The following is an 18976-nucleotide window of genomic DNA, read 5'->3' as shown; positions in this document are numbered from 1 at the left end:
AAATACCGAAAGCTTACCAGCTGGACTTGACCACGCCGGGCAGCAGTCCCTGGTGGGCCATCTCCCGCAGCTTGTTGCGGCAGAGCCCAAAGTCGCGGTAGTAGCCGCGGGGGCGACCCGTCATCCAGCAGCGATTGTGCAGGCGAGTCGGCGCGCTGTTGCGGGGAAGCTGCTGAATTTTACGGTGGATTGCCACCTTCTCCTGCTGGCTTCCGGCATTGTTAAACTCTTCCAGCAGCGCCTCGCGCTTCTGGGCATACTTTGCCACCAGTTTTTCCCGCTTGCGCTCCCGCGCAATCATGCTTTTCTTAGCCATTTGGTTTCTCTAGCCGTAAGACCTTTTTATCACAGACACAGTCTACTACTATACGCGACGCAAGCCAGGAGAGTAAACCCCACCCAGCATTTTTCCTCACCCCATCGGTCTCTGCCCTGCCCCAGGGTCGACCGCCCTAGGGGCAGAGCCGCTGACCCCTGCCGCCGGCCTGCTTTTGCCGAAAAACGAGTTCGGTTTTCTGCCCTCGGAACCGTCCCAATGCCTGACTACAGTAGAACTAAGAGATTTTTTGTGACCAGAAGAATTGTTAGGAGCCCCTATGATAACGAGCTTAATTCCCTGGATCTGCTTTGTCTGGGCTGTTGGCATCATTGTGATGCAGTTCATTAGCTAGCGCCTGAGTCTCGGTAGTGAACTGCAAAATGCACTGTTCAATAATGAGGCACGCCTTGCGCTTCAAGCTTTCCAAACAGCAGGGTTCTACCCGCCTTGCCGAACTAGACCATTGCGCTAGCGGGCAAAAATAAAGGTCGGGGCCACGTCCTCAGGCAAGTAGCCAGCGGCGCTGCACTGCCGTAGGGAGTCGGTCACCGCCAGGTCGGCGGCGGCAGCCACCCCCACCACGCAGTCAGCAAAGCGCAGGGGCAGCACGCTGCGGCGGCAGTTGTTGAGCACGGCGGTAGAGTTGGTCACCGCCAGCGACCGGTGAATAGTACCCACGCAGCTAGCCAGGTCCTGGGGGCGGCGATCGCTCTGGCAGGCCAGCAGCGCCTGGGCGACATCGACCTCCGCCACGCGAGTGACGTCGAGGGTGCAGCGAGAAAGGTCAGATGTTTGAGTTGTCGTAATGCTGTGGCCGAACTACCCATGTGAGTGTCCAGATGAATCGCCTTAAAGAACGCCGATAGGCTCTCGGCTCCAACCCCTTGCTTAATCCCAAAGTGATACACCACCGCTATCACCAGGCGTACTAGCCACGGATATCCCACCGCTGTTTCCCACCAGCCTGACTCAGGGTGTTGCTCAGCGCGGTCTATCGACTGCCGATGGCGATGAACACTGCTGCGGCTCAATCCCGTCGCCTCAGCTAGCGCACTCAGCGCCGCTCGACCTTGCGTTCTCAAACATTCGGCCACCTGTTGTCGCCGCTCTCGTATAGTAGAGGTCATCGTTCCCGTTTTGAATTCGTACCGGTAACGATACCGGGCTCTGGGCGCTGCCGCAGAGCCTTTTATCTCTTCTCGATAGGGTGCTTATTGATACGTTGCACTGAAGCTCCCTTTGTCCCGCTTTACGTTGATACCCCTATCTGAACGCTTACAGTTGCCCTTGATAACCGCAGATCAAAAGTTGATTCGCGCCCTTGCTGGTACGCCTTATCAGATTCAGGCTTTGATGGATTGAACTTACGTTTCGTTTCCTCAGTGATGATGGGCGATCGCTATCGACGACAGATAATCCAGGGGTGCGATCGCCCACATTTCCCAGTTTCAACCTGATGATTGAGGGCAATAAGCCTGAATATCGCCTTTTTCTAGGGTTAGCAGGGCTAGAGTGTCCCCAGACTCAGCCACAAACTCTACCTCAAACGCTTGCTTATCCCTATAGCAGTGCACAATTGCACCCCGACTACCCTTCGGTAAGCCATGTTCAGGAAGATTGTGGGTAAGCGTAACGACATCCAGTTCTTTCAACATCCCGCTACCTCGCTCTTGTCTCTGGGGCAGGTGCCCCACGCAACATTCCCTCAGTGCTCAAGTCTTCGTCCAGGGCTTCCCAGTGGATGCCGTAGCCGCCGCCGCAGATTTCCCACTAGGCAAGCTGTTGGGGCGCTGCGTTCAGCAGTGGCGGATACTAGCGGATACTAAATTAGCGGAACGGTAATAGTGCGGCCATCCATCAGATCGATGCTGATGGTATCTTTTATGCAATGGACATCCCTCCCCCGCCTATCGATAGGAGACACTGTGGGTAAGCGCCCAACAGGCGATCTGTAACAGACACAGCAGGATGGGCAACATTAGTGGGTGGAGGTGCTTGAATCCTCCACTCACCTAATTGGGAAAGGTTAAGATTGAAAGTAGGCTATGTATATTTTCCGTTTAACTTAAGGGAATACTAGAAGCAAACCCGATATTTCAGCTATTCTTAAAGCTTACTGAATAAAGCTAAAAGGTTATAAAACCCCATTCTTTCACTGAAGACATGCTAGTTTTCTTTATTCATGGCGTTGCAACTAGAGATGTTAAGTACTCAAATTCGTTGATCGATGGCATCAAGAAGGAATTCAGTCAGGCAGAGCAAACACTGCCATATTTCTACACTAGCTTTTGGGGTCACGTCCTAAATGACTTCAACAAAATTTGGAATTCTATTGACATAGATCTCAATTCCCTTGAGAAAAGAGCCCCTGGCGTCAATGCCAAAAATTCCTTTCGATATAGGCAATTTAGGGAGGGGCTAATTTCAGAGTTTGCCGGTGATATGTTCACATACATGAATGAAAATCAAGGCCGTGAGGTAAGACGGCTGATCGCAGATCAACTACATAAGTTCATGGAGAAGCATCCAGAGGAAGAAGAGCTACACATTATTGCTCACTCCCTGGGAACAGTAATTCTTTGGGACATTCTGTTCTCGGAGAAATTTGAAGAAGACGATCCAGCCCGCTTAATCCGAAGTCTAATTTCAAAGGGAGAAAACAAAAGTAAGCCTGGAAAGGCATCTCTTTCGAGTATTACCACTATGGGATCTCCCATTTTGTTCTTCAATACCATGCTTGGTATCAATGCTCAGGATATCGAACGAAAGATTCAAGCTTACACACCGAGAAAAATCAACTGGCTGAATGTTGTACATGCCTCTGATATAATCGCATATCCTTTGGGTGCAAGCTTAAATTTAGGTGATGATAGCCAACTCGTCTTTCGTGACCAGTTTATTGACAAAGATGCAAATTTGCTAGAGACAGCAGCACGTAAGATTGGCCAGCAAGAAGTTGCTCTAATTACAAGTACGGTTGATGCTCATAGTAGTTATTGGAAGCTCCCTGAGGTTGCTCAATCTATATCCAACCAAGTCATTAGTATAATTAAATTTTCTGATAGGGTAATTACTTTGCTGAAAAAGGTCCCTGGAATGGCTCGCCCTGGTGTCAAGCTTCATTCAAAGGAAGATGTGATCGAGTCGTTTGATTTTCGTGATGGTAGCGGACGGCTGAGGTTAATCAAGAATTTCGCTAACGTGCATCATGTTTATGTCTACAGTCCTCAATTCAGATGCATTTTTTCGGGATTTGTAACTTGGGTTCACACAGAGGCTTTGCTTGAAGAGGTCGAATACATAAAGTGGGAGTTTGGTCAGAATAGTACCCGCAAGACTTGATGAATAGAATGTCACTTTCATAGAAGGATAGCCGGTCGATTGCGTAATTTTGTTGGTGCTTTCAGGCTGACGATGGCGATACTGGTGTGCTGAAGGGCGATCGCTACCAACGGTAGTTGCTCCAGGGTGGGCGATTCACTGCGATCTGAGCGTTATCTAAAGATTCCAGGGTTTTTGAAAAACCCTGGAATCTGGATGCGAAGATCCCTCTCTGTAGGCGAAATGCTTGCTGTGGAGAGATCCCAGGGTTCTTAAAGAACCTTGGGATCTGGCTTACTACTCATCGAGCATCAAACTCTGTAGCGCCGCTGGCATCAGAACAGACTCAGATTCCACAAAAGCTTGGTAGGCCGTCGCTCCACCGGCCTGTTGTTGCAACCCTCGGTAATGGGGCAGCGTTCCCCTGCGCCGTTCCACGTACTCCTGATAGCTCGAAAACTCCCAATCCTCCGGGCGCTGCACCAACCCCGCCTTCACCGGATTCAGGTGAATATAGCGAGATAGGTTCAGCAGATAGGCCTCAGCATCCACATGAATCGCTTGAAACGGCCCCTGGAAAAGCCCTCCAGAGCGCTGGCACCGCTTGTTGATCGCCTTCGTGTAGGACAGAGATAGGTATCCCATTTTCTCCGAGAGACTGTCTTCTCGCAGATACACCAGGAAATGGTAGTGGTTCGGCATCAGGCAGTAGGCGATCACATCAGCAGCTTCGGCGGCCACATGGTGGCGAAACTGGCGCAGAAAGAAGAGGTAGTGCTCGCGATCGAAGAAGATATTCTGCCGATTATTGCCTCGGTTGTAGAGGTGATAGTAGTGCCCTGGCAAAAAGGCAACTTTTCGGCGCGGCATAGCTGATCAAGCTGAGAGAACCTGCTTGTAGAGTTCCCCACTGTTAGCAAAATGCTTTGCGTAAAAAGATCCCAGGGTTTTTAGAAAACCCTGGGATCTGGCTGTAAGGCTTCCTATCGTCGGCAAAATGCTTGCTGTGGAGAGATCCCAGGGTTCTCAAAGAACCCTGGGATCTGCCTCGAACACTTACACCTTCGCTTCTTCTTTGACCAGCTTCTCCCAGCCGAGGTCTTTGAGGTTGTTGTTGCGGCGCAGGGGGCGCGTCACCAGCTCAAGAATGTCGCGGGTGTTGCCAAAGCCGTGGATTTGGGCGAAGGTAAACTCCACCGACCACTTGGTGCTGATGCCCCGCGCCTCCAGCGGGTTGGCGTGGGCCATGCCCGTAATCACCAGATCAGGGTGCAGCTCTTGAATGCGCTGGATCTGGTTGTAGTTGTCGGGCTTTTCGGTAATTTTGGGTAGGGGCGTGCCCATTTCGTTGCAGGTTTTCTCTAGCAGGGCCAGCTCCGCCGCCTGGTAGCGCTTATCCATATAGGGGATGCCGATTTCCTGCACCGTCATGCCACAGCGGGTAAGGAAGCGGGCCAGGGAGATTTCCAGCAGGTTGTCGCCCATGAAGTAGACCGAAGCGTTCTTTGAGCTGGAGGCAGTAGCCATCGACGGTTTCGACGATTTCGAGGGCACCGTCGCGGTGGGCGTACTCGTCCATCAGCTCGATCAGCCCTTCTTCAACGTCTTCGCGATCGCAGCGGGCCAGTTCGGCCAGTTTGCCGATGTCGAGGGGCTGCCCTTTGAGGTACAGAATCGCTTCGATGGTGGTGGCCAGAGTAGACATAGACCCTTGCTGACGTAGACCATTCCCCAGCTGGTGCTGATGCCCCGCGCCTCCAGCGGGTTGGCGTGGGCCATGCCCGTAATCACCAGATCAGGGTGCAGCTCTTGAATGCGCTGGATCTGGTTGTAGTTGTCGGGCTTTTCGGTAATTTTGGGTAGGGGCGTGCCCATTTCGTTGCAGGTTTTCTCTAGCAGGGCCAGCTCCGCCGCCTGGTAGCGCTTATCCATATAGGGGATGCCGATTTCCTGCACCGTCATGCCACAGCGGGTAAGGAAGCGGGCCAGGGAGATTTCCAGCAGGTTGTCGCCCATGAAGTAGACCGACTTGCCGCGAATGAATTCGAGGTAGTCTTCGACCGACTCCCAGATTTTGGCTTCGCGCTCCTCCATACCCTGGGGCTCGATGTTGAAGACCGAGCAGATTTTCTCGATCCAGGCGCGGGTGCCGTCGGGGCCGATGGGGAAGGGGGCACCGATCAGCTTGCACTTGCGGCGGCGCATCAGCGTGGTAGCGGTGCGCGAGAGGAAGGGGTTGATACCGGCGACGTAGTAGCCTTCATCCACGGTGGGTAGGTCGGTGTAGAGCTTGGCGGGCAGCCAGCCATCGACCTTGATGCCCTGCCGCTTCAGCTCCAGGGTCATTTGGGTGACGATGGGGTCGGGCACAGAGCCGAACAGCACCAGGGGCGGGTGGTCGTGGTAGGGGGTGTCTTCGGCGGGGATTTCTTCGTCTTTTTTACGGCCCAGGCCCAGCAGCTTTTGCAGGCCGCCATTCTTAGGCTCTTCCTTCGCTACCGTAGGCTGCTTGGCGGCGGCTTCTTCCTCGGTGGGGCAGCGCTGGGCCATAGCGGCGAGCACGGTGTCTTCGCCCTGGGTGAAGGCGTAGTCGAGGCCGTTGGCGCGGGCGACGACAATGGGTATGCCGATTTCGGCTTCGAGGCGGGGGGCCAGCCCTTCGAGGTCCATTTTGATGATCTCGGTGGTGCAGGTGCCAATCCAGACGATCACGGAGGGGTTGCGATCGCGCTTAATGCTCTCACACAGCCGCTTCAGCTCCTCGTAGTCGTTGAGCTGGGCTGAGATATCGCCCTCCTCCAGCTCGGCCATGGCATAGCGGGGTTCGGCAAAGATCATCACCCCCATGGCGTTTTGCAAAAAGTAGCCGCAGGTCTTGGTGCCGATCACCAAGAAAAAGCTGTCTTCGATTTTTTGGTACAGCCACGCCACGCAGCTGATCGGGCAAAAGGTGTGGTAGTTGCCGGTGTCGCAGTCAAATTCGAGGGCGGAGGTGTTGGGTTGAGCTGGGGCCAGAGTCATCGGGGGAGATCTCCCTAGTGAAGGACTTATGGCCTGGGTCTATCTATCTCCCGTCCGCCTGCACCGGAGCAGGCTTCGTCGTCGTAGTTGGCGGGCAGGGGGGAGGGAGCGTCAATGGTGAGGGGTTCTGGCGCGGCCAGAGAAACCTCCGTTTGGGCACTGCTAGGCAACAGCTTGTGGGCTTTTTCCAGCGCCTCTAGCTCCTTCACCGGGCTGATATCTAAACCCAGGGCGGAAATAATGCGATCGGGGTTGCTGCTGAGATCCACCACCAGGGGGAGCAGGGTGGTCAGGTCAGGCTCTAGGGAAGACAGGGCTCCCAAAATAAAACCCGACGCCGGTCGCCTGTGCCCGTTACTGGTCACCCAAATGCCCAATTTGTCGATCCACTCGCGGTTGTCGCGGTAGTAGGTTAACCACTTAATTTTGAGCGATCGCTTCAGTTGTTTGCTATTCACAGATCCTCGGGGCGGGGGTCGCCAACCTCATGTCCAGAGATTGATTAAACCAGAAAATCCAGTCCCTTCGGTTCTATTAATAGGTCTACATATCTGGGCTGTCGGGCAGGAGTGGTTGCTCCTCATTGGCCTCAATGGTTTGGGTATGGTCGGGGTTGTCCAGCACCATTTCGGGGTCAAAGTTCAGCCCCAGCACCTCCACCAGCGCGTCCTCGTCGGGGTTGAGCTTGTAGAAGGGCACCATCAGGTTCGACAGCTTGGGCTCCAGGGCATTCACCACCCCCAGCACCAAGAAGGACGATGGACGGCGACCGCCATCGGGGGTGCGCACCGAGGTCTGCTGCATTTGCAGCGTCAACCAGGCCCGGTTTGACTGCACGTAGTCCAACCATTTTTGGCGAATGACTTGGGTAAAGTTCTCGAAGAAGGCCATAGTCCTGACTCTTTGCTAAATCGCCTACGGGTCGCCGCTGAACGGCTGCGTACCGATGATAATGCAGCGATCCAGGAATAGAACTGCTTCGAGGGGATTTTTGCAGCGTGGAATTGAATTGTTCTGGGAACGTACCCCATTGGGTGCTGTTCCGCTAAAGCATCACCTCCTTTAAATTATCTGCCGCTCTCACCCCAGCCCCTCTCCCCGAGGGAGAGGGGGGCCGGATTCGCTTCAAAGGCTCTCACCACTGAGGAAATCCAGCTTTTTTCCAAAGTCCCTCTCCCCTCGGGAGAGGGATTTAGGGGGAGGGCATCTTTCCCTAAACCATCATTAGATCCATCTCATCGACCTCCTGCTTGGGCGCGCTTGCGGGCGGGTTGAGGTAGAAGTCCGACAGCAGGCTAAACAGTTCGCGATCGGCGGCATCCTGGGGTACCACGCCCTCGGGGCGGGCCAGAATCTGGTCGGCGATGTTGAGGTAGTACTGGCACACCGGATCCAGAGAGGGATCGCTCTCGGCCATCTCAAACACCGTCTTGCCCTTCACCCGCGAGATGCGGATGTCCTCAATCAGCGGCAGAATTTCCAGTACCGGCATGGGCACATGCTCGATGTACTTGTCGATCAGATCGCGCTTGGAGGTGCGGTTGCCGATCAGCCCGGCCAGGCGCAGGGGGTGGGTGCGGGCCTTTTCGCGCACCGAGGCGGCAATGCGGTTGGCGGCAAACAGGGCATCAAAGCCGTTGTCGGTGACAATCAGGCAGTAGTCGGAGTAGTTCAGCGGGGCCGCAAAGCCGCCGCAGACCACGTCCCCCAGCACATCGAAGAGAATCACGTCGTACTCGTCGAAGGCGTTGAGTTCCTTCAGCAGCTTCACGGTTTCGCCCACCACGTAGCCGCCGCAGCCCGCCCCCGCTGGAGGGCCGCCCGCCTCCACACAGTGCACGCCGCCGTAGCCCTTGTAGATCACATCTTCGGCCCACACGTCTTCGTAGTGGAAGTTCTTTTCTTGCAGGGTGTCGATGATGGTGGGAATGAGGAACCCGGTGAGGGTAAAGGTGCTGTCGTGCTTGGGGTCACAGCCAATTTGCAGTACCTTGCGGCCCCGCTTGGCCAGGGCCACCGAAATGTTGCAGCTGGTGGTGGACTTACCAATGCCCCCTTTCCCGTACACAGAAAGCTTGAGAGTCTGGTGAACCATAGGGGAGAATACTCATCTAGGGCGGATAGGGCCAAACCCGGTCCAGGGGCGATCGCGCTTAGATAGGCATCCTACCCGCTGGACCTGGCCCGCTGGACCTGGATTGACGATTAAACAAACAGGGTCAACGCAGTTGCCTACGCGCCCAGGGTGTTTCGGCTGTTTGGATTATGGACATAGGAACTGGGGCTTGGGAAGGGGGTGAGCTGACAAACAGCCCACCCCGAAAGACTCCTGTACTCTTGGGGCAACCTGAAGAACTCAGGGAAGCCCAGAAACAGCCTCAGACAAATATAAAGACTCTAATGGCTTTTTATAGGCTTGCTTAGCTTAAATGGAAACAATAGCAAAAACGACAACCTTAAAACTTCTGGGGCATTAAGCGTTCTCAAATCACTCGACTTTGCGTAGCCTGCGGCTTTGGACCGGCCTGAATGGGGGCGATCGCCTTCGTCCCCCCTGAACCGGCGGCGGTGAAGGGCCCTAAATGGACCTCGCTAGCGGGGGGCAGAGGCCAACCGCCCAATCGCCCAGGGATTTTTCTATACATTCGTAAACTTTTGCCCTGTGCAACGGAATATTACAGAGCGGGCAGCAGCATCCCATCCCTGAAACGACCGCTATAGCACCAAGGCAGCGAGACACTCGCTGTGCCCCGCTGCCTTGCAATAGAGAAACGCTGTTTTTTAAAGCTGAAAGCTGCCCGCGATCGCCTTGGGCTACTGACCCAGCAGAATGGAGGCCAGAGCACCGATGCGATCGAAGTCGATCTGGGAGGCGATCGCCATCACCCGTCGACCATCGACCTGTAGGGTACTGGCTTCGATGGTGCGCAGCACGTCGAGGATGGTCAGCTGCCCGCTGGCCGCTGTATCCAGGACGGCATTGCGCAGCAGCAGCCAGCCGGGGTTGTTGTTGTCGGAGAAGGTCACCGTGGTCGCCAGGAGCCGCCAGAAGAATTGGCCGGCAAAGGTATTGGAAACCTCGCGCAGGTTGTCTACATCGACCAGCACATTTTGGGTCAGGACCTGCCGGGCCTGTTCTTCTTCAATGCGAAGGACATTCAGCAGCAGCTGCAAATCGCGGCTGGGAATTCCCGTCTGGGCAAAGGACTCCAGATCGCTGACCGAGATGGGCGGAGCCTCCAGGGAGCCGTAGGTGATCTGGATGTTCTCAACGGCGGTGGCCTGGGGAGCCGCCACGGCCAAACCCGTGAGGGAGGCGGCCACCAGAGCCAGCCCAGTGGTGCCGCGCCCCAGACCGCGCAGCAGCGCTGCGGACGACCGGGATAGCTGATCTACAAGTAAGCGTGGATGCATAGTGATTTACGCACTCCTACTCCAGGATAATTTAGGACGATGATCGGACTCGAAACGGTTCTACACAATGTCTACGCTTCACCCCACCATTGGTCTAATTCCTGCCGCTGGGCTCGGTAGTCGGATCTCACCCCTGCCCATGAGCAAAGAATTATTTCCCCTTGGTTTTCGCATGGTAACGAGCAGAGCAGGGGTTCGCCCAAAGGTAGTGTGCCACTATTTGCTGGAGCAAATGCGGCAAGCCGGGGTAGAGCAGGGGTTTGTGATTCTGCGCCCGGGCAAATGGGACATTCCTAATTTTCTGGGGGATGGGGCCGATCTGGGCATGCGGCTGGCCTACCTGACGGTGCATGTGCCCTTTGGAGTGCCGTTCAGCCTCGATCAGGCCTATCCCTTTTTGCGTGGGGCAACGGTGGTGCTGGGATTTCCAGATATTTTGGTTGAGCCCCAGCCGGTCTACCGGGTACTGCTCGATCGCCTGCACGGCAGCACGGCGGATGTGGTGCTGGGGCTGTTTCCCACCGATCAGCCGGAGCGGGTGGGGGTAGTCGATTTTGATGGCGCGGGGGTGGTGCGGGGCATCTACGAAAAATCGAGCTTGACCCACCTGCCCTATATGTGGGCGATCGCCGCCTGGCGGCCCACCTTCTCGGAGTTCTTACATGGGTTTGTGCGCGATCGCACCCAGGCCCTGATCGGTGAACAGCTACCGCAACACCTCACCACGCTGCCCGACTACACCGAAACCCCCATTGGCGATGTCATTCAGGCCGGGCTGGAAGCGGGGCTACGAGTCGAGGCAGAATGTTTTTCTACCGGACGATACCTGGACATCGGTACCCCCGAGAATTTGGCGATGGCCATCCGGCAGCACACCATGCCCCTGGGTTACCCCCCGGCCCTGTAACCACAGCAGTTACCCCGTTTCCTGGCCAGAGGTGGATTGCGGATTAGGAGTCGAAAGGAGCCAGTCTGCCTGGCATGAGGCGGCCAACCGTTCCTGACGCCTCAAACCTAATCCCTGAAAGCCGCAGCGGTGCCGCTATTGTACCGCCGAGGGCTAGTCGTCGAAGTTGATGTCGTCCGGGCCGAAATCATTACCCAAGACCGAGCCAGACACCGTGTGCTCTAGCTCCATGCGCTGCTCCATCTGGCGCAAAAAGTAGCCAGTCATCATCGCAGAGGCCAGCAGTCCAGCCAGGTTTTCGCGATCGGTGGTGACCTGAACGTTGAAGCCTTCGCCAGGCAGCACGCCCACCAGCCCCTGCACGTTGTGGGCAATGATTTGTTTGATTTCGCCGCTCACCGACTGAGCCACCCGGGTTAACACCTCTGGTGACTGGTGCTGGAGATATTTGAGCAACTCATTGACTTGGTCGCTGTTCGTGGACATGCCAATGAATTCAGCGTCTTCAGGGTTAAATACCATGGAATCTCAGAGACCTCTGGTCACAACGTAGGCGACGGCGGGTACCGAATGCGGGGCAATTGAACTCTAACTGAATCCAGTTTAACTGAGGCAACCCCAGGCCTGCCTTTACCTACTTACTCTTCCCGATAATAGCGTAACGAATCATGAAATATTACGCTGCCCCCATGGCTCAAGCTGGCACTACCGGGCCAAACGCCAGAGCTGGCAGTCATCAGAGGCGCGAGCACAGCTAAATATTCTCTTTACAATGTCTTGACAGAAGGAGCCATTATTCTAGTGCTTAGTCAAAAAAATTAATGACGGGAGGTGTGCCTTAGGGTTCACGGTTCACGGTAAGCGGTTTAAGGCGAGCCGTATACCGTTTACCGTAGACCGACAACCCCGTTAACCCGTCGCATTTAACTTGACTGACTACTAGGCTAAGTGGCTTAGTCTTCCTCGGAATGCTCGGGCTCTCCCTCCTCCTCTTCGTCGTCGGGGACGGCGGACGGGGCAGGGGCGGCTCCCTTGACCCGCAGTTCGGGCAGCTGGTCGATTTCAAAGTGCTGGTAAAACTTGTCGGTGACCTGCACCAGGGACGATCGCCCCTCGGCCTGGCGCCGCTTGCGCACAAAGCCCTGGGCCACCAGCTCCGGCACGTGCTGGTAGACCCCGGATCCGCGCAGCTCGACCAGGTCGGTCTGGCTGATGGGGCCTTTGAGGGCGATCGCGGCCAGGGTACGCAGGGCCCCGACGCCTAAATCGATGGGGATGAGCAAATCCACCAGAAACCGATAGCGTTCTTTGAGCTGGAGGCAGTAGCCATCGACGGTTTCGACGATTTCGAGGGCACCGTCGCGGTGGGCGTACTCGTCCATCAGCTCGATCAGCCCTTCTTCAACGTCTTCGCGATCGCAGCGGGCCAGTTCGGCCAGTTTGCCGATGTCGAGGGGCTGCCCTTTGAGGTACAGAATCGCTTCGATGGTGGTGGCCAGAGTAGACATAGACCCTTGCTGACGTAGACCATTCCCCAGCCTAGCGCCGATCGCCGGAAACGGTTGATTTTGGGGATTGGGAAAACGTCCCTGTAGGGGCAAACGGCGTTTGCCCTCAGCAGAAATGGTGCTGGTTTAATGAAACGTGGTGGTGGGGATTGCGGCGCACAGTTGGGGGTTAAAGCCAGATCTGCTACTGGGGCCAGCGAAATGGCCCCAGACCCCCCTCGAGAAGGACGTTCCGTCGTCCTTCACCTCACGGAAAGGACTGGCTGATCATCGGTTTAAACCTATGTTCTGCAAGTTGGTCTGTTGGTTGACTTGATTTGGTGGGGCCACCCGTAGGGTGCATCCGCGCAGCGATGCACCGTTCTTGAAGGCTGATCTCTGGGGTCGCAATTAGTCTAAGTTGCGCCCGGTTAGCTCGACGAAAATATCCTCCAGGTTGGAGGGGCGGGTCATTTTGCCGGTTTTGTCGGGCTGCTGGTCGAGGTAGGCGTTGGCGGCCTCCAGGGTGGGGAAAAACTGGTAGTCCCAGCGATCGCCCTGCTGGGTCATCAAAATGCCCTGGCCGTGGCGGTGGCGAAACTGCGCCAGGGTGCCCAGCTCGATCAGCTTGCCCTGGTCGAGAATGCCGATGCGATCGCAGAGATACTCGACTTCTTCCATATAGTGGGTGGTGAGCAGCATGGTCATGCCCTGCTGGTTGAGGCCGCGAATGATCTCCCACAGGCGGCGGCGGGTCTGGGGGTCGAGGCCGACGGTGGGCTCGTCGAGGAAGAGAATTTTGGGGTTGTGCAGCAGGGCGCGGGCGATTTGCAGCCGCCGCTTCATGCCGCCGGAGAGGGTTTTGACCTTGTCGTCGCGGCGATCGGCCAGTTCGACATAGTCCAGCCAGTTGCTGATAGCCGTACGGCGCTGGGGGTTGGGAATATGGTGCATGCGTCCGTGGAACTCCATGTTTTCCCACACGGTCATGTCGCCATCGACGCTGGTCTGCTGAAGTACCACGCCAATCTGGCGGCGGACGTCAAGCTGCTGGCGGACGACGTCGAAGCCCGCTACTACGACATGGCCGTCACTGGGTCGGGTGAGGGTGGTGGCCATTCGAATAGTCGTCGATTTGCCCGCACCGTTGGGGCCGAGCAGACCAAACACTTCTCCGTTAGAGATCGTGAGCGAGAGGTCGTTAACCACATCGACCCCGTTATAAACTTTGTGGACGTTTCGCAGGCAAACCGCAGCAGGCATAGCGACTGGTAAGCTCCAACCGTAAGGGTTACAGCGATCGAGGTCAGGCGAATCGGCCCTGGCTCCAGACCATCTGTAACATAATGTGAATAGTCTTACCCTAGCACCCAACTAACCCTGGTCATGCAGTTGCTTGAATTGTGAGCTGGCGAAGGTTCAGCCCTGGGGGTTAGCCTGATCCAAAATCGCCAATCCAAAATTCAAAATCCAAAACTGCCCATGCGTGCCCACATTGACCACAGCATCCTTTATTTGCACCAAAACGATGTGCCTGCCTACAAAAAGTCAGGTTCGGTGGTGCGCAACAGCTATTTTTGGGCGCTGCGGTCGATCGCCGACCGGGCGGGGTTTAACCACGACTGGGAGTTTGCCGATGTGGTGTGGCCAGCGTTGGGGCGCATGCTGGTGACGTTTATGGAGTCGGGGTATTTGGGCTACCGGGAGACGGTGCTGGAGTTTACCGACGATGTGGCAATTCCGGAGGTGCTGCGTCCCGCCAGCACCTGGATCGCCGCCGATGAATATGACGATGACGAACAACCGTAGGGGGCCATCCGCGCGATGCCCCATGCCACCGTAGGGGCGAACGGTGGTTCGCCCAGTGCAAGGTCTATGGCTCACATCAACCGCTGTGTACGAAGATTACGGTTCAAAGCCAAACCTACCGCTGGGGGCGTTTCGATTGCCCCCAGACCCCCTCGACCAGGGCCGTGCCGCCGCCCTGGACCCAACGGAAAGGATTGGCTGATCATCGGTTTAAACCTCTGTTCTGCAGATGGGTCTGTAGGCGACACTCAACCCTGCACTCCTTATTCCCTCATCCACCCGCCCACACACCCACGCACCCACGCACCCACATACCCATACATCCACACACCCACACACCCCCTACTCCAGCGACTCCCGATACCGTGCCAAAAGCGGCTGCAAGAAGTCGTAGCCGTCGACGCCGATGACGGCGAGGAACTGGCGGCGGTGGTCGGCGAGGATGCCCTCGAAGGTGTCGGGGCCGAGTTGGCCGTAGAGGATGCTGAGCAGGGCGGCGGGCTGTCGCCATTCGGGGGAGTCGATCTGGTGCAGCAGGTACATACCCAGGCAGCCGGTGAGGACGGCCTGCTCGAGGTTGCCGTCCCCCTGGTGGGCGGCGGCCATGTGGGCGAAGTTGGAGGCCATCAGGTAGCGATCGCCGATCGCCTGAGCGACCTGAAGCCCCTGCTGGAGCGAGTCGATCGCGGCTCGGTACTGGCCCAGTTTGAGCTGGGCGATGCCGAGGCTGTTGGCGCAGAGGGCCTGGCTGGGGCGATCGCCCACCTGCTCCGAGAGGGCTAGCCCCTGCTCCAGGTAGCTGAGTACCGTTTCGTACTGTTCGGTCTCGAGCAGCTGCGTCTGTCCCTGGGCCACCTGGCTGTAGCCCAGATTGGCCAGGGCGTTGGCCTGACCAATGCGATCGCCGCTCTGGCGAGCCAGAATCAACGCTCGCTGGCTGTGGCCCTGGGCGGCTTCAAAGTCCTGTTGGGCCACGCAGGTGCGGCTGAGGTGGTTGAGGCTGGCGATTTCGCAGGGCATGTCGTTGGCTTCGCGGGCCACCTCCAGGGCCTGCTGGTGAAAGCGCTGGGCCTGACGGTAGTTGCCCAGGGCCCGCTGGGAGTAGCCCAGCAGGGTCAGAATGCGGGCTTTGACGGCGGTATTGGCCACGTCCTGGAGGGGGCGATCGAGGTAGTCGAGCAGGGCGCGCAGGGGTTCTCCAGAGAGGGCCGTGAACAGGCCGCCGTAGAGGGGAAAGTAGCTCTGGTTCGCGAACTGGCGCAGCCCCTGTAGCACCAGCTGAAACGATCCCCTGGCCAACGGGCGCTGGCCTTGTTCGCCCAGGCGGTTAGAAATTTGGCCCCAGACCACGGCAAAGGTGAGAAATGTGGCGATGGAGAGGCGCTTGCCCGCCTGGGGGTCGTAGGGCTGGCGATCGAACCAGTTGACCAGGGCCAGCTGCAGCCGCTGCAAGACTACGCCCCAGGCGACCCAATCAGCCACGCCCAGGGGCATTGGCACGCCAGCGGCGGTCACAGTTTGGTGCAGGGCCAGGTCCTCAAACAGGCGCTTGAGGGCTGGCTGACTGACAATTCGGCCCCAGTGCTGCCAGGGGCTGGGGCGATCGCCCGGCTGACTAAAGCCAATCTGCTGCCCCTGGGCGTAGATCCAGCCCACCACCTCACCCTCCAGCTGCTGCCAGGCGGCCAGGCCCTGCTCCAGGCCATCGGCCAGGGTGGCCAGGGCGGGGACGGCCTCGGTGGCGGGGGCCGCCTCGGCGGGCTCCGGGGCCTGCTTGAGCCCCTGGGCCAGCTGCACCAGCTGCTCCCGCGATAGGGGATGGTCCCGGTTGGGGTCAAGGGCTGCTACCAGCTGAAACAGCCGGTCTTCCAGAGGCGCATTCACGATCTCTGCCGCTACCCCGGTCGTCACCGCCGTCGCCTGGTTGTCGGCCTGCCAGCGCTGCCACTCCCCCTGAATTGTCCGCAGGGCCCGGTGTTTACGCACGGCTTTGGCGTGTTTAAACTCGTCATCGCCGGGGGCCAAATCCGGCTCCAGGGCGGCCAGGGTAGCGGCTAGGGTTCGCTCGAACAGTTCCCCACTGCCCGGCTCTACCCCGGCCTGCAGCATGCGGTAAACCTGCTGCTTCGACTGAATTTTGCCCTTGAGGGTTGCGGCCACAATATCGTCGATGAGCGTTTGGTATGGTTGAGCCATGGGTCGCCATGCCGTTCAAAGGGTGCGGAGATGCAAAAAGGTGCCGTTGCCCCAAGTGTGCCACAGATTTTTGGCGCCACAGATTTTTGGGAGATTCAGCCCCATCCGGAGGGGCGTTGACGGCCAAACCTGGCGAAACGGCGGCGGTAGGGTAGCTTAGAAAAACAGACGTTCAATCCTCTAGGTGGCGGGTTAGGGCATGGGCGGCGGTTCCTGGAGCACCACCCACGCGGCGGTGCATCAACAGCTTAAAGACCGCTCCCTGCTGCCCCAGGGGGCAAGGGTGCTGGCGGCGGTTTCGGGCGGTCAAGATTCGCTCTGTCTGCTCAGGCTGCTGGTCGATTTACGGCCCAGGTGGGGCTGGTCGCTGCGGGTGGTGCACTGCGACCACCAGTGGCGGGCCGACTCTGGGGCCAACGCCCAGTTTGTGCAGGAGCTGTGCCAGGCGTGGGGCATTCCTTGCCATCGGGCGATCGCTGAGCTCCCCTGCGCCACCGAGGCCGCCGCTCGCCAGTGGCGCTACCGGGTGTTTGCCGAGGTGGCGACACAAGCAGGCTGTACCCATGTGGCGACGGGGCATACGGCTAGCGATCGCGCCGAAACCCTGCTCTACAATCTGCTGCGGGGCAGCGGCACCGATGGCCTGCAGGCCCTGGCCTGGCAGCGGCCCCTAGCGCCCAATAGCGCTGTTGCTGTGGTGCGCCCCCTGCTGGCCCTCACCCGCCAGCAAACCGGGGAATTTTGCCGCCAGTTCGACCTTCCCGTCTGGCAGGATGCCACCAACCAGGACACCCGCTACGCCCGCAACCGCATTCGCCTGGAGCTGCTGCCCTACCTGCGATCGCACTTCAACCCAGGCTTAGAAATGACCCTGGCCCACACGGCGGAGGTCCTGGCCGCTGAGGTCGATCTACTGGAAACGCTGGCGGCGGAACTCCACGCGGCGGCGGTTACGCCCCCGGCCACCGACGGCGGAGGCTGGAAAATTCAGCGATCGCCCCTCAGGGCGGCTCCCCTGGCTCTACAGCGACGGGTGCTGCGGCGCGTGCTCCAGCAGGCAACGGTGGCCCAGGTGGGCTTTGACCACGTGGAAAAACTGGTGGCCCTGCTGGTAGCCCCCAACGGCAGCCAGAGCGACCCGTTCCCCGGTGGAGCGATTGCGGTAGTGCAGGGGGATTGGGTAGAGGTGAGTCGGTAAGTGGGGATCCTGAAGATACAGGCCGACCGGCCCCAGGATGAGCATGGGCAGCGGCCCTGGGTTTAGCAATGGTGGATGAGAGGTTTTAAAGGAGGTTCTAAAATAAAAGGCGTTGCCGCTTCACCCGCCCTTCGACCATGGCCCTTCCCCCCGCTATACGCTATCGCCTGGTGCGCCTCCAGGCCGTCAGCCGCCCCCTCCGGCGTCCGGCGGTGTGGGGCATCCTGGCGGCACTGGGGCTGGGGGCGGTGGTGGTGCCCCAGTACCTGCGTCATCCCGAGTGGCGCAGCCGGTACAACGGCAGCACCGAGAGTCCAACCCTCACCCCCGGCACCGATCTGGGCGCGCTGTCCAGTGAAGATCTGGCCGACCTGGCGGAAATTGACAACCTGGCTCTGCTGCTCAACCAGCTGCAGCCCACTACCGCCACAGCACTAGAACAACCCGCCGCCCCCGACCGTCTGGCTCTGCCCCCAGCCACCGTTCAGCCCCCCCCACCAGGCTCTACAGAAACCTCACCCGCCAGCCCCTTCGCCCAGTACCTGGAGCGCCATCGGTTTCGCTTTAGCCCCAGCGTCGAGGCCGGGACCGAACCAGCGGCGGGCCAGCGACCAGGCCTCTCCCCCGCTACCCCAACGGCACTTCCCCCCAGCCCGCTTCAGCAGGCTCTGGCCGAACGACTCAGTGGCAGCAGCAGCCCAGCCTCCAGTGCAAACCCCGTGGGGGTGCCCAGGGCAGAGGCCAGCGCCCCTGGCGAAGAGGCACCCAGCGGGCTGACGCCCCTACCCTGGATGGTAGAAGGGAGCCTGCCGGGAGTTGATCAGCGCTTTATTCGCACCACGCCGCAGATGTCGCCGCCACCGGGCACAACGGGCTACACCCCGCCAGCGGCGATCGCGCCAGCCCCAGGGGTAACGGCACCCCAGACTGAAGCGATCGCCCCAGCCGGGCTCAATCTCGATTTCGGTGCTCCGGTAACGGCACCCGCCGGGAGTGTAGAGGTGCGATCGCCCGCAGGGTCACCGGGCACCCTGCCCAGCATCACCCTGCCGCCCCAGCCTGTGCCACCGCCCTTCTCGGCCCCCCGCCCCCCGGGCGTCTACACAGGTAATGGTTATATCAACACCTTCGCAGACCCCAGCGGGCCACCCAATTGAACTCGTCCTCCGTGGATTGTTCTCAGGGCTGGCTGCAACCCCTCCCCCATTAGGCTTGCTATGCCCAAGTCAAAAACCAGGTGAAGGTGTAACCTCGAATGGCCCCGAACCAATGCTCGTGGGCCATCGATTCATTTCGTGGGCCAT

At 58.4% G+C, this 18976-nt stretch carries 22 protein-coding genes; 5 read left to right on the top strand and 17 right to left on the bottom strand.

The genetic code is table 11. The features are described from left to right. Positions 1-13: 13 nt before the first annotated feature. The 5 genes from rpsN to NF78_RS33455 all read right to left on the bottom strand — a co-directional run bounded on the left by rpsN (position 14) and on the right by NF78_RS33455 (position 2062). Positions 14-316 carry a 30S ribosomal protein S14 gene (gene rpsN / locus NF78_RS11360; protein WP_035986410.1) on the bottom strand — a complete coding sequence of 101 codons (303 nt, stop codon included), beginning with the start codon at positions 314-316 and terminating at the stop codon, positions 14-16. Positions 317-787: 471 nt separating this feature from the next. After that, positions 788-1072 (bottom strand): hypothetical protein, encoded by a 285-nt coding sequence (locus NF78_RS29350; protein WP_052050190.1) that lies wholly within the window; start codon positions 1070-1072, stop codon positions 788-790. Beyond that, on the bottom strand, positions 967-1446 hold the full coding sequence (locus NF78_RS29345) for an AsnC family protein (protein ID WP_072016048.1): 480 nt from the start codon (positions 1444-1446) through the stop codon (positions 967-969). The genes NF78_RS29350 and NF78_RS29345 overlap by 106 nt, the downstream gene beginning before the upstream one ends. Before the next feature lie 321 nt (positions 1447-1767). After that, a complete protein-coding gene (locus tag NF78_RS29340) occupies positions 1768-1974 on the bottom strand; it encodes a DUF4926 domain-containing protein (RefSeq protein WP_072016047.1) in 207 nt (68 codons plus the stop codon). Positions 1975-1978: 4 nt separating this feature from the next. Next, entirely contained in the window at positions 1979-2062 is an 84-nt protein-coding gene (locus tag NF78_RS33455) for a hypothetical protein (protein ID WP_412768529.1), read from the bottom strand. 420 nt (positions 2063-2482) lie between these two features. On the opposite strand from NF78_RS33455, the gene NF78_RS11350 reads away from it, so the two are divergent. Continuing rightward, on the top strand, positions 2483-3661 hold the full coding sequence (locus NF78_RS11350; RefSeq protein ID WP_052050186.1) for a hypothetical protein: 1179 nt from the start codon (positions 2483-2485) through the stop codon (positions 3659-3661). Positions 3662-3937: 276 nt separating this feature from the next. On the opposite strand, the gene NF78_RS11345 is transcribed toward NF78_RS11350, so the two are convergent. The 8 genes from NF78_RS11345 to NF78_RS11315 all read right to left on the bottom strand — a co-directional run bounded on the left by NF78_RS11345 (position 3938) and on the right by NF78_RS11315 (position 10075). Beyond that, positions 3938-4510 carry an REP-associated tyrosine transposase gene (locus tag NF78_RS11345; RefSeq protein ID WP_035986407.1) on the bottom strand — a complete coding sequence of 191 codons (573 nt, stop codon included), beginning with the start codon at positions 4508-4510 and terminating at the stop codon, positions 3938-3940. 186 nt (positions 4511-4696) lie between these two features. Then, entirely contained in the window at positions 4697-5125 is a 429-nt protein-coding gene (locus NF78_RS11340; protein ID WP_035986405.1) for a nitrogenase component 1, read from the bottom strand. Continuing rightward, positions 5034-5345 carry an SMC-Scp complex subunit ScpB gene (locus NF78_RS33245; RefSeq protein ID WP_318655462.1) on the bottom strand — a complete coding sequence of 104 codons (312 nt, stop codon included), beginning with the start codon at positions 5343-5345 and terminating at the stop codon, positions 5034-5036. Before NF78_RS33245 ends, NF78_RS11340 begins: the two co-directional genes overlap by 92 nt. Then, a complete protein-coding gene (locus NF78_RS11335; protein ID WP_156119732.1) occupies positions 5228-6661 on the bottom strand; it encodes a ferredoxin:protochlorophyllide reductase (ATP-dependent) subunit N in 1434 nt (477 codons plus the stop codon). Before NF78_RS11335 ends, NF78_RS33245 begins: the two co-directional genes overlap by 118 nt. 26 nt (positions 6662-6687) lie before the next feature. After that, positions 6688-7119, bottom strand: coding sequence for a DUF5331 domain-containing protein (locus NF78_RS28185; protein ID WP_052050184.1), 432 nt, complete (start codon positions 7117-7119; stop codon positions 6688-6690). Positions 7120-7204: 85 nt separating this feature from the next. Continuing rightward, the gene (locus NF78_RS11325; protein ID WP_035986403.1) at positions 7205-7552 is read right to left on the bottom strand and encodes a DUF5331 domain-containing protein; all 348 of its coding nucleotides are present in this window, start codon (positions 7550-7552) and stop codon (positions 7205-7207) included. A gap of 322 nt (positions 7553-7874) precedes the next feature. Further along, entirely contained in the window at positions 7875-8756 is an 882-nt protein-coding gene (bchL, locus tag NF78_RS11320) for a ferredoxin:protochlorophyllide reductase (ATP-dependent) iron-sulfur ATP-binding protein (RefSeq protein WP_035986401.1), read from the bottom strand. 719 nt (positions 8757-9475) lie between these two features. Beyond that, positions 9476-10075 (bottom strand): alpha/beta hydrolase, encoded by a 600-nt coding sequence (locus NF78_RS11315; RefSeq protein WP_035986399.1) that lies wholly within the window; start codon positions 10073-10075, stop codon positions 9476-9478. 67 nt (positions 10076-10142) lie between these two features. On the opposite strand from NF78_RS11315, the gene NF78_RS11310 reads away from it, so the two are divergent. After that, positions 10143-10982 carry a sugar phosphate nucleotidyltransferase gene (locus NF78_RS11310; protein ID WP_035986397.1) on the top strand — a complete coding sequence of 280 codons (840 nt, stop codon included), beginning with the start codon at positions 10143-10145 and terminating at the stop codon, positions 10980-10982. Between the two features lie 153 nt (positions 10983-11135). On the opposite strand, the gene NF78_RS11305 is transcribed toward NF78_RS11310, so the two are convergent. The 3 genes from NF78_RS11305 to NF78_RS11295 all read right to left on the bottom strand — a co-directional run bounded on the left by NF78_RS11305 (position 11136) and on the right by NF78_RS11295 (position 13732). Then, complete coding sequence (locus tag NF78_RS11305) at positions 11136-11504, bottom strand: DUF760 domain-containing protein (protein ID WP_035986395.1); 369 nt, start codon at positions 11502-11504, stop codon at positions 11136-11138. Between the two features lie 431 nt (positions 11505-11935). After that, a complete protein-coding gene (gene scpB, locus NF78_RS11300) occupies positions 11936-12490 on the bottom strand; it encodes an SMC-Scp complex subunit ScpB (protein WP_035986394.1) in 555 nt (184 codons plus the stop codon). Between the two features lie 390 nt (positions 12491-12880). After that, positions 12881-13732: an ABC transporter ATP-binding protein gene (locus NF78_RS11295; RefSeq protein ID WP_035986392.1), complete on the bottom strand. Its 852-nt coding sequence runs from the start codon at positions 13730-13732 to the stop codon at positions 12881-12883. Between the two features lie 219 nt (positions 13733-13951). On the opposite strand from NF78_RS11295, the gene NF78_RS11290 reads away from it, so the two are divergent. After that, positions 13952-14278 (top strand): hypothetical protein, encoded by a 327-nt coding sequence (locus tag NF78_RS11290; protein ID WP_035986389.1) that lies wholly within the window; start codon positions 13952-13954, stop codon positions 14276-14278. A gap of 342 nt (positions 14279-14620) precedes the next feature. On the opposite strand, the gene NF78_RS11285 is transcribed toward NF78_RS11290, so the two are convergent. Further along, entirely contained in the window at positions 14621-16474 is a 1854-nt protein-coding gene (locus NF78_RS11285; protein WP_035986386.1) for a tetratricopeptide repeat protein, read from the bottom strand. A gap of 199 nt (positions 16475-16673) precedes the next feature. Here NF78_RS11285 and tilS point away from each other — a divergent pair, with 199 nt between their 5' ends. Beyond that, entirely contained in the window at positions 16674-17672 is a 999-nt protein-coding gene (tilS, locus tag NF78_RS11280; RefSeq protein ID WP_035986382.1) for a tRNA lysidine(34) synthetase TilS, read from the top strand. A 137-nt stretch (positions 17673-17809) separates the two neighbouring features. Continuing rightward, positions 17810-18829: a hypothetical protein gene (locus tag NF78_RS11275; protein ID WP_035986379.1), complete on the top strand. Its 1020-nt coding sequence runs from the start codon at positions 17810-17812 to the stop codon at positions 18827-18829. Positions 18830-18976: the final 147 nt, after the last annotated feature.

The organism is Leptolyngbya sp. KIOST-1 (assembly GCF_000763385.1).
Classification (GTDB): Bacteria; Cyanobacteriota; Cyanobacteriia; order Phormidesmidales; family Phormidesmidaceae; genus Nodosilinea.
Note: the sequence above shows the minus strand (reverse complement) of the source record. Positions and strands in the feature narration are given on the sequence as shown.

What these genes read in the sequence shown, in the direction of transcription:
- rpsN (WP_035986410.1), bottom strand. Translation starts at nt 316, where the DNA reads ATGGCTAAGAAAAGCATGATTGCGCGGGAGCGCAAGCGGGAAAAACTG.
- NF78_RS29345 (WP_072016048.1), bottom strand. Translation starts at nt 1,446, where the DNA reads ATGACCTCTACTATACGAGAGCGGCGACAACAGGTGGCCGAATGTTTG.
- NF78_RS29340 (WP_072016047.1), bottom strand. Translation starts at nt 1,974, where the DNA reads ATGTTGAAAGAACTGGATGTCGTTACGCTTACCCACAATCTTCCTGAA.
- NF78_RS11350 (WP_052050186.1), top strand. Translation starts at nt 2,483, where the DNA reads ATGCTAGTTTTCTTTATTCATGGCGTTGCAACTAGAGATGTTAAGTAC.
- NF78_RS11345 (WP_035986407.1), bottom strand. Translation starts at nt 4,510, where the DNA reads ATGCCGCGCCGAAAAGTTGCCTTTTTGCCAGGGCACTACTATCACCTC.
- NF78_RS11340 (WP_035986405.1), bottom strand. Translation starts at nt 5,125, where the DNA reads ATGGGCGACAACCTGCTGGAAATCTCCCTGGCCCGCTTCCTTACCCGC.
- NF78_RS33245 (WP_318655462.1), bottom strand. Translation starts at nt 5,345, where the DNA reads ATGTCTACTCTGGCCACCACCATCGAAGCGATTCTGTACCTCAAAGGG.
- NF78_RS11335 (WP_156119732.1), bottom strand. Translation starts at nt 6,661, where the DNA reads ATGACTCTGGCCCCAGCTCAACCCAACACCTCCGCCCTCGAATTTGAC.
- NF78_RS11325 (WP_035986403.1), bottom strand. Translation starts at nt 7,552, where the DNA reads ATGGCCTTCTTCGAGAACTTTACCCAAGTCATTCGCCAAAAATGGTTG.
- bchL (WP_035986401.1), bottom strand. Translation starts at nt 8,756, where the DNA reads ATGGTTCACCAGACTCTCAAGCTTTCTGTGTACGGGAAAGGGGGCATT.
- NF78_RS11315 (WP_035986399.1), bottom strand. Translation starts at nt 10,075, where the DNA reads ATGCATCCACGCTTACTTGTAGATCAGCTATCCCGGTCGTCCGCAGCG.
- NF78_RS11310 (WP_035986397.1), top strand. Translation starts at nt 10,143, where the DNA reads ATGTCTACGCTTCACCCCACCATTGGTCTAATTCCTGCCGCTGGGCTC.
- NF78_RS11305 (WP_035986395.1), bottom strand. Translation starts at nt 11,504, where the DNA reads ATGGTATTTAACCCTGAAGACGCTGAATTCATTGGCATGTCCACGAAC.
- scpB (WP_035986394.1), bottom strand. Translation starts at nt 12,490, where the DNA reads ATGTCTACTCTGGCCACCACCATCGAAGCGATTCTGTACCTCAAAGGG.
- NF78_RS11295 (WP_035986392.1), bottom strand. Translation starts at nt 13,732, where the DNA reads ATGCCTGCTGCGGTTTGCCTGCGAAACGTCCACAAAGTTTATAACGGG.
- NF78_RS11290 (WP_035986389.1), top strand. Translation starts at nt 13,952, where the DNA reads ATGCGTGCCCACATTGACCACAGCATCCTTTATTTGCACCAAAACGAT.
- NF78_RS11285 (WP_035986386.1), bottom strand. Translation starts at nt 16,474, where the DNA reads ATGGCTCAACCATACCAAACGCTCATCGACGATATTGTGGCCGCAACC.
- tilS (WP_035986382.1), top strand. Translation starts at nt 16,674, where the DNA reads ATGGGCGGCGGTTCCTGGAGCACCACCCACGCGGCGGTGCATCAACAG.
- NF78_RS11275 (WP_035986379.1), top strand. Translation starts at nt 17,810, where the DNA reads ATGGCCCTTCCCCCCGCTATACGCTATCGCCTGGTGCGCCTCCAGGCC.